The organism is Drancourtella sp. An57 (assembly GCF_002161525.1).
GTDB lineage: Bacteria > Bacillota > Clostridia > Lachnospirales > Lachnospiraceae > Sellimonas > Sellimonas catena.
In genome coordinates this window covers 21,781-29,839 of record NZ_NFHY01000025.1, presented here as the reverse complement: position 1 = coordinate 29,839, position 8,059 = coordinate 21,781, and the positions used below count along the sequence as shown (strand labels likewise).

6 protein-coding genes and 1 other RNA gene are annotated in these 8,059 nt (G+C 48.9%); 5 read left to right on the top strand and 2 right to left on the bottom strand.

The features are described from left to right. On the bottom strand, window positions 1-853 hold an 853-nt coding region (locus B5G11_RS15390; protein ID WP_242959083.1), incomplete at its 3' end, for a transposase. Next, the gene (locus B5G11_RS15385; protein ID WP_087255407.1) at window positions 846-1,709 is read right to left on the bottom strand and encodes a tyrosine-type recombinase/integrase; all 864 of its coding nucleotides are present in this window, start codon (window positions 1,707-1,709) and stop codon (window positions 846-848) included. The genes B5G11_RS15390 and B5G11_RS15385, both read right to left, overlap by 8 nt. Before the next feature lie 288 nt (window positions 1,710-1,997). Here B5G11_RS15385 and B5G11_RS15380 point away from each other — a divergent pair, with 288 nt between their 5' ends. The 5 genes from B5G11_RS15380 to B5G11_RS15360 all read left to right on the top strand — a co-directional run bounded on the left by B5G11_RS15380 (window position 1,998) and on the right by B5G11_RS15360 (window position 8,023). Then, window positions 1,998-2,960 (top strand): MoxR family ATPase, encoded by a 963-nt coding sequence (locus B5G11_RS15380; RefSeq protein ID WP_242959082.1) that lies wholly within the window; start codon window positions 1,998-2,000, stop codon window positions 2,958-2,960. Further along, a complete protein-coding gene (locus B5G11_RS15375; protein WP_087255404.1) occupies window positions 2,957-4,024 on the top strand; it encodes a DUF58 domain-containing protein in 1,068 nt (355 codons plus the stop codon). The genes B5G11_RS15380 and B5G11_RS15375 overlap by 4 nt, the downstream gene beginning before the upstream one ends. A 13-nt stretch (window positions 4,025-4,037) precedes the next feature. Further along, window positions 4,038-6,269 (top strand): transglutaminase-like domain-containing protein, encoded by a 2,232-nt coding sequence (locus B5G11_RS15370; RefSeq protein WP_087255401.1) that lies wholly within the window; start codon window positions 4,038-4,040, stop codon window positions 6,267-6,269. A 39-nt stretch (window positions 6,270-6,308) separates the two neighbouring features. After that, a non-coding RNA gene (ssrS, locus tag B5G11_RS15365) (6S RNA) lies at window positions 6,309-6,491 on the top strand. Between the two features lie 272 nt (window positions 6,492-6,763). Next, window positions 6,764-8,023 (top strand): SpoIID/LytB domain-containing protein, encoded by a 1,260-nt coding sequence (locus B5G11_RS15360; RefSeq protein ID WP_242959081.1) that lies wholly within the window; start codon window positions 6,764-6,766, stop codon window positions 8,021-8,023. The last annotated feature ends 36 nt before the right edge of the window (window positions 8,024-8,059 follow it).

Here is an 8,059-nt window from a genome sequence, read left to right as displayed (position 1 = left end):
GTTTTTTTCCCCGTGCTGAGAAAGTCACTTCGGTTTCCGAAACAGAAAGGATGCGGTTGTTCGAAATGGCAATCCGGTGCGTGTAACGCCCAAGATATTCGATGGCATTGCCAAACCCGCTAAACGTCTCTTTGATATAAGGGCACCAGTCTTTGTTATACAAGTTGTTTTTGAAACGCTTCCATTCCCGGGGATCCTGCAGGGAATGACAGGAAGAAGAGAAAACAAGCTTTTCCTGCTGGTAGAGGGAATCCAGGAGGGCGAGATATTTTCCTTTGAATTTATCCCGAAGGACATAGACCGGAATAAAAAAGGCAGAGGAAGCCTTCCGGATTTTCCGGTCAGGGGTCAGTCCGCCGCCGGAGATAATACAATGCATGTGGACATGGTAGTCTAGTTCTTGATTCCAGGTGTGGAGCACCTGGATGATTCCAGGCTTAGCCCCGAGATAGTGCCGGTCAGCAGAGAGTTCCAGAAGGGTTTGGGCACAGCACTGATGGAGCAGACCGTAAAGGAGTCTCTGGTTGCAGTAGATCAGGGGATTGAGCTCATGAGGAAGCGTAAACACCACATGGAAGTAAGGGGAATCGATGACTTCCGCCCTGCGCTGATCGACCCAGAGTTCTTTGAATACACCCTGACAGTTTGGACAGCTGCGGCTGCGGCAGGAATTATTATGGAACTCCATATGACCGCACTCAGAACACCTGCTGACATTGACACCAAGCCCGCCGGACTTACAGGCAAGGATTGCACGGGAGGCTTTCCGCTGTTCCGGAGACTGAACCTGTTGGGAGAGACAGTAATCGTCATAGGAATCCAGCCAGACTTTTTGAATCGGAAGGTTACTCAACGGAATCACCTCCCGTCCAGTCAAAAGGAGAGGAGACATGCCTGTCCTGGAAGGAAGCAAGATGGATATAGATCAGGGTCGACTTCAAGGACTTGTGTCCCATGAGATTTTTGATGGTAAGCAGGTCGGCCCCGTTTTCATAAAGGTGAGTTCCAAAGGCATGCCGGAAAGAATGGCAGGTGAACCGGTGTTCCCAGCCGAGAAATTCTTCATGGGCACGCAGATGTCTTGTAACGTAAAAGGTATCGATGGGACGGGAAGGGTCCGTCTGTTTCGGGAAAAGCCAGCCGCAGGGACGGCCGCATGCAAACCAGTAGCGGGTGAGAAGATCAAGAGCTTTTTGGGAAAGGATTGCATAGCGGTCGGAGCGGTTTTTGGAGCGCGCAACATGGATCCGCATCGTTTTGCGCTCAATATCACAGTAACGGAGATTACAGACTTCGCTGACCCTGAGGCCGGCAGAATACATGAGTGCAACCATCGCTTTGGGTTTTGGATCCGACAGGGTGGAGATAAAAGTATGGACTTCCTTTTTGGTCGGGACAAAGGGAAGATAGGAATCGAATTTCCTGATAGGAAGCTGTGTTGGATCCCATGGTTTATGAAGCACGTAGATGGTGAAGAACCGGAGCTGGGAGATACAGGCATTGATGGTACGGTCGGAAAGGGACCGATTCTTCTGAAGCCAGCGGATAAAATCCCGGAGTTCATCCCAGGAGACCTCCTCAGGCAGCTTGTGAAGAACAGAGTGAAGGTAATCCAGATAAGAACGGATATAAGTAGAATAAGAAGTTAAAGTATGGTCAGTAAGACCCCGGAGGGAGATCATCTCCCGGTAAATATTGAAATAGTCCATGACGGAACCTCCTTGAAAAAAATAATAAAAGACCGGCAGTGAAAGGACCTGTCAAGGAGGAGGTCTTGGGAAAAAAAGAGATATGTAGTTGTAGAGGATAAAAAAACATGTTAAACTAATCATAGCAGTTGGCGGTTTATGAAGATTGGTGTGTGTGGTAACTCAACAATACAACATAAATACAAAAACTGCTACTTTTTTTGGAAAAAAGTGATGGAAATGCGTACCTTGCACTAGCCGTCGCGCTAGCGACTTGGTACAATGGAAAAAAAGCTAAGGGGACAGGGTATGGAGAAAACATATGGAATGATGGCGGCCGCTTCTGTGATCGAGGAGGTGCAGAAGGCTGTCATCGGAAAACAGGATTGTATTAAAAAGGTAATGGCCGCAATTCTGGCGGGCGGACATGTCCTGATCGAGGACATTCCGGGAGTCGGGAAGACGACGATGGCGGTCGCATTTTCAAAAAGTATGGGCCTGGACCGGCACAGGGTGCAGTTTACTCCGGATGTGCTGCCGGCGGATATTGTCGGCTTTTCTCTTTATGACAGGCAGACCCAGCAGTTTGTCTATCAGCCGGGAGCGGTGATGTGTAACCTGCTTCTGGCGGATGAGATCAACCGGACGTCACCGAAAACACAGTCAGCGCTTCTGGAAGTTATGGAGGAGGGACAGGTGACGGTGGATCAGAAGACATACCCGGTGCCGGATCCGTTTATTGTGATCGCGACGGAAAATCCGTTTGGTTCTGCGGGGACACAGATGCTGCCGGAGTCACAGCTGGACCGGTTCATGATCTGTATTTCCATGGGCTATCCGGATATCCAGGCAGAGATTGAGATCGTAAAGGGCAGTCAGAAAGGGAATCCGGCAGATGCGGTCAAGGCGGTAGTCGGAACGGAGATGCTTCTTGAGATGAGCGCGGAAGTGGAACAGGTCTATGTGCATGATGCGGTTTATGAGTATATCGGACGGCTTGTGGAGGCAACCAGAAACCATCAGATGGTCAGGCTTGGAATCAGTCCGAGGGGTACGATTGCGCTTGCAAAAGTGGCGAAGGCGTATGCCTATCTGGAAGGACGGACTTTCTGTATTCCACAGGATGTGGCGAAGGTGTTCCCGGATGTGGCGGTTCACAGGCTGTTTTTAAGTGCCAGGGCCAGGGCGGCCAGGATGGAATCTTCCCAGGTGATCGAGGAGATTCTTGCCATGATCACGCAGCCAAAGGCCGGAAAAGGGAGAAGAGAATGAAAAAATGGTTGTATCTGGCTGCCGTTCTCGCAACAGTTTATCTGAATCTCGTTTACGAGTGGCCGGACGGTAGATATATACTTGCGGTAGAACTTGTATTTCCGGTTATTTTGTGCCTTCAGGCCAGAATGATGGGAGCGAAGATCCGGATCTGCCCGCAGGGGGATTTTCAGATGGCGGAAGAAGGAGAAACGCTGAATATTCCTTTTGTAGTGGAAAACTGCGGAGTGTTTCGGATCCCGTTTCTCAGAGTACAGATTGAACATAAAAAGCAGACGGTGCGGAACCTGAAAAAAGGGGAGAAGCATACCTTTCTGTTTCCATATGAGGCCAGCGCTTGTGGAAAGCATGAAGTCAAAGTGAAAAAAGCGGTGACGACCGATGCTTCCGGTATGTTCAGGATCCGGATCCGGAAGTTGCAGTCTGTCCCTGCGGAGATTCACATTGTGCCGAAGGCGTATCCGGTGCTTGCCGAGATCAGCGAAGCGGTCCGCCTGTTTGTGACAGAAGGCGAAGAGTACGCAAAAGACCGGGGCGGGGACGATACGTCCGAGGTGTTTGACGTCCATGAATATCAGCCGGGAGACAGAATTGCCCAGATTCACTGGAAGCTGAGCGCGAGAACAGATGAGCTGTACATGAAGGAATTCAGTTTCCCTCTAGGAGCGGCTGTCATTCTTCTTCTGGATCCGGGTGAGTCGAAAATGACAGAAGAGGCGGGCAATGTGTTTTTGAATCTGGCGGCTTCAGCCGGACGGGCGATGGTGGAGGAATCCTGTCGGTTCTATGCAGTCTGGAAAGAAAGCAGGACACAGGTTTTTAAAAGGTTTCTGGTGAAGAACGAGGAGACTTTTTACGACTGGCTTTTAGCGCTTTCTTCCACGCAGATTTCCGAACTTGACAGACTTGACGAAGATCTGTACCGGCACGAATTTTTTGAACCGTACTTGAAAGCAGTGCGTATTGGCGGAGATCTGTCTATTCAGTGCGGAGAGGAGATGCCGGTTTTCTTTCACGAGAAAACATTTGTAGAAGAATTAAACAGGACGGTATTGGAAATATAGGTGGTCAGGGAGTATGAACACAAAAAAGATAGATAGTAATCGATGGGAAAAAATCTGGATTCTTCTGTCTGCGGCAGCAGGAAGTAGCGGTGTATACTTTGCTTTCGGATCGGTATTCGATCCGGCAGCTGATATCCGCATGTTCGGAATCGGAATGCTGATGTTTGTGATCTGCTGGTTTCCGTATGTGTGGATGGAAAAATATGTATGGGCAGGATGTGCTGTGGGAATTCTTCCTGTGGTATGGTTCTGGTTTGTGCAAAGAGAGGCCATACAGGAGGGGCTGAAAGAAGAGATCATCGGAAATTCCGTGCTGCAGATTCAGCAGTATTTCAGGGAAATACAAAGTACAGTACGGGTCCAGGCGGACGAAAAGACCATGGCAGCGGGGATGCTGGCACTTTGCGGCCTGTTTCTGGCAGTCTGCGTTCTGGCAGGATCTGTCCGGAAGCTACGCATGGTTGTGATTATTCTCTATGCGGCAGTCTTTTCCTTTCCGTTTTTTACCGGAATGACAATCAGGGCGGAGGGAGCGGCGCTGCTTGGATGTGCGGTTCTCTGCCTTGTGATGGCAAGTCCGGTCAGCGCAAAACGCCCGCTTGTCATTGCGGCCGCTGCTGCACTGGCAACCGGCGTGCTGATTCCGAAACAGCAGATGGAAACCTTTTTTGCGGATCCGGCAGCATGGCAGGACCGGATCGAGGACTTCTTTACGCGGGCTGCATACGGCGGCGTGTCGGACGGGAAACTGGGAACTTTTGATGAAATGGTGGAAAGCGGTGAACTTCAGCTTGAGGTAACCCTTTCAGAACGGCCGGAGCAGGACGTTTATTTTCAGGGATATATCGGAACGGATTACCGTGACAGCCGGTGGGTAAAATCAAAGGAAACAGGAGGACTTTCCGAAGAAGAGATCAGCAGAGCACGAAATGCAGAGTATGAGACAGTGCGGGAAAACAGTGGACAGCTCGGATATCAAAGTGTGACAGCTGAAATTACAAGAAGAGGGGCAAGCAGAGCGTACCGGTACCTTCCGTATAAAAACAGCCAGACAGATGATTTTTATGGAGATACCTATGTGGAAGGCCGGGGAAGAAACTATACGGTGGAAGCTGTTCTGGCAGGCGATATCGGAGAGTTGAAAATCAGTCCGGAAAATGTGGAATATGAGCAGACAGAAGATAGAGAAGCCTATACAGACTTTGTAAACGAAACCTATCTGCAGGTGCCTGAAGAATTCCGTGAAAAGTGGGAGGATACGGCACGGATTCTTCGAGGAAGAACACTTCGCAGCACAGTCCGGGAGGTGGCGGATTATCTTGGAACAGTTGCAGATTATACAAAAAGCCCGGGGAGAACACCGGATGGAGAGGATTTCGTTGAATATTTTCTTGGAGAAAGCCGCGAGGGATACTGCGTTCATTTTGCTTCAGCAGGTGTGCTGTTCCTGAGAATGAATGGAATTCCTGCACGCTTTGTATCCGGATATATCGCAAGACCGTCAGAGTTTGAAGAGACAGAAGACGGAATGTATCTGGCTGAACTCGATGACAGTACGGCACATGCCTGGGCGGAGGTTTACGTAGAAGGCTGCGGATGGCTTCCGGCAGAAATGACGCCGGCATACCGGCAGAATTCTGCGGGAGGAACATCAGAGCCGGACGGGCCTGTAAGTGTAGTGGGGGAGACGGATCCGCAGACAGAAGAACCGCAGACACCGGAGCAGGATTCTACGTCTCAGCAGGAACCACAGCCGGATACGCAGACAGATGTACAGGACGGGACAGGACAGTCATCAGAAAATCAAAACGGAGCTGGAACGAGAGAGGAGATGTTTTCCGGAAGAATCTGGATAATCCCGGTATCTGCCGCCCTGGCAGCGCTTTGTTTACTTCTTTTTGCACGAAGAAGAAAATGGAGAAGCGTCCGGATGCAGAAAGACTTGCGGAACAAATATCTCAGGCTGTACCGGATTCTTTATCAGATGATGGAGTATGACAGGAAGAAACCGATTCCGGAGGACGAGGAAGAGCTTTGCCGGATCCTGAAAGAAACCTATCATATTTCCAACAAGAGGAGCAGGAAGATCATCATCCGGTTGCTGGAAACAGCTTTTGGAAACAGAAATCCGGAGAAAAGAGATCTCAAAGAACTGGAAAAACTCTGTATTTCTGTACGGGAGAAAAGTATGGCGTCCAAAAATCTCTTCCAGAAATTTCTGTTTGTGTTTGGAAAAGGATTCTAAATAAATATTGAAAGATGAAAGCGGATACGGTATAATAAATCTAACCTGAAATGTTCGATAACTCTTGTAATTTTGAACCTACAAAACTTTAAACGGGATTCCTATTATCTCTGTAATATGTCAGGCCTCATTACATCAGTGGAAGGCAGAAAAGCAGATGCGGTTGCCCACCTAGCGGACTGCTAGGAGTCAAAATACAGGAGCCGGCATTTTGGGGGTGCGTACGAAAGAGAAAGAGCAGTCGTGATACGGCTGCTTTTTACTTTATAGCGGAAGTTTTCCGAAAAGGACGGCTTTTTTCGACATGTCTTTGAGGAGGTGCTTTGGATAAGGATGCCGCTTCGGAAACATACATATAAAAAACAGATGAGACATACATTAGGATAAATGCGGCGGACAAGGTGCGTAAGATGAAAAAACACTGGAACGGTAATTTTTTATATTATTTTGGCGGGATTATACTGAGTCTTTTTTTGTGCGTAGGATTGGTGCATATGGTTTCGGGCGGATATGAAACGGAGACTGGAAAGAAAGCGGTTTCCAAGAAAGAAGAAACAAAAGAGAAGAAGACGCCGGAGGAGCAAAAAGGAAAAGAGGAGCAGGAGCAGCCCGTCATACGGGTCCTTTTAAAGACCGGAGGGTATACGGATGAAGTACATCCAAATGTAGCCGTATCGGCAGGGGGAGGACTTCTTCTCGAAGGAGCCGGAGGAAAGCGGGAAGCCAAAGAGGGCGAGACCGTGACGATTGCCCCGGATGATCCGTTGTTTGAGGGCGGAACCATACGTGTAAAAACAAAAAAAGAGGGAGATAAGATTACGATTTCCAGTCTGAAGAGAGGATACGGAGTGCCTTCCTACAGGGGAGAACTGGAGTTGTTTTCTACCGCTCAGGGAATTGCTGTCATCAACGAGCTTCCTCTGGAAGAATACCTGTATGCAGTAGTGCCGAGTGAGATGCCGGCTTCCTATGAAGAAGAGGCATTAAAGGCACAGGCAGTCTGCGCAAGAAGCTATGCCTACTGTCATATGGAAGGGCAGGCGTATCCGGAATATAAAGCCAATGTGGACGACAGTACAGCTTATCAGGTCTATGGAAATTCTGCCGAGCAGGAAAAGACGATTGCCGCGGTGGACGCAACAATGGGAGAGAAGCTGAAGTATCATGACACTGTGGTGAAAGCGTATTATTTTTCCACTTCCTGTGGAAGAACCACCAATGTAGAGGCGTGGGGCACGAAAGTTTCAGATGCTAATTCATACCTGAAGGGGACCAGGGTGGAGGAAAACGGAACCTGCTATGAAAAAGATCTGCCGTGGTTTTCCTGGAGCTGTGATATCCCGGTTGAGACCGTTTCCAATCTCTTTGGACTGAATACCGGACAGGATGTCGGTACGATTTCGCAGATCGAAATTACAAAAAGGGGGGAAGGAGATGTGGCACTGGAAATGAAAGTAACAGGATCCAAAGGAAGCGCTGTGATCCGGACGGAAAATAAAATCCGTAGCGCACTTGGTGGAAACGGGTATAAAATCCAGAAACAGGACGGCACAGAGGCAGCATCTGCTAAACTGCTGCCGAGTGCATTTTTTACAGTAGAAAAGCGGGGGGAAAGTTTTCGCATTAAAGGAGGCGGCTATGGACACGGAATCGGAATGAGCCAGAATGGGGCGAATGAAATGGCAAAAAAAGGGAAAGATTATATAACAATCCTTGGAATGTTTTATGATGGTGTGGAAATTACAGCGGATTGATGGTATGATAACAGGAAAAAAGGACAGAATGAGGTA

Excerpts from the sequence above, each read along its gene's own strand:
- B5G11_RS15385 (WP_087255407.1), bottom strand. The coding sequence starts at position 1,709 with ATGGACTATTTCAATATTTACCGGGAGATGATCTCCCTCCGGGGTCTT.
- B5G11_RS15380 (WP_242959082.1), top strand. The coding sequence starts at position 1,998 with ATGGAGAAAACATATGGAATGATGGCGGCCGCTTCTGTGATCGAGGAG.
- B5G11_RS15375 (WP_087255404.1), top strand. The coding sequence starts at position 2,957 with ATGAAAAAATGGTTGTATCTGGCTGCCGTTCTCGCAACAGTTTATCTG.
- B5G11_RS15370 (WP_087255401.1), top strand. The coding sequence starts at position 4,038 with ATGAACACAAAAAAGATAGATAGTAATCGATGGGAAAAAATCTGGATT.
- B5G11_RS15360 (WP_242959081.1), top strand. The coding sequence starts at position 6,764 with ATGGTTTCGGGCGGATATGAAACGGAGACTGGAAAGAAAGCGGTTTCC.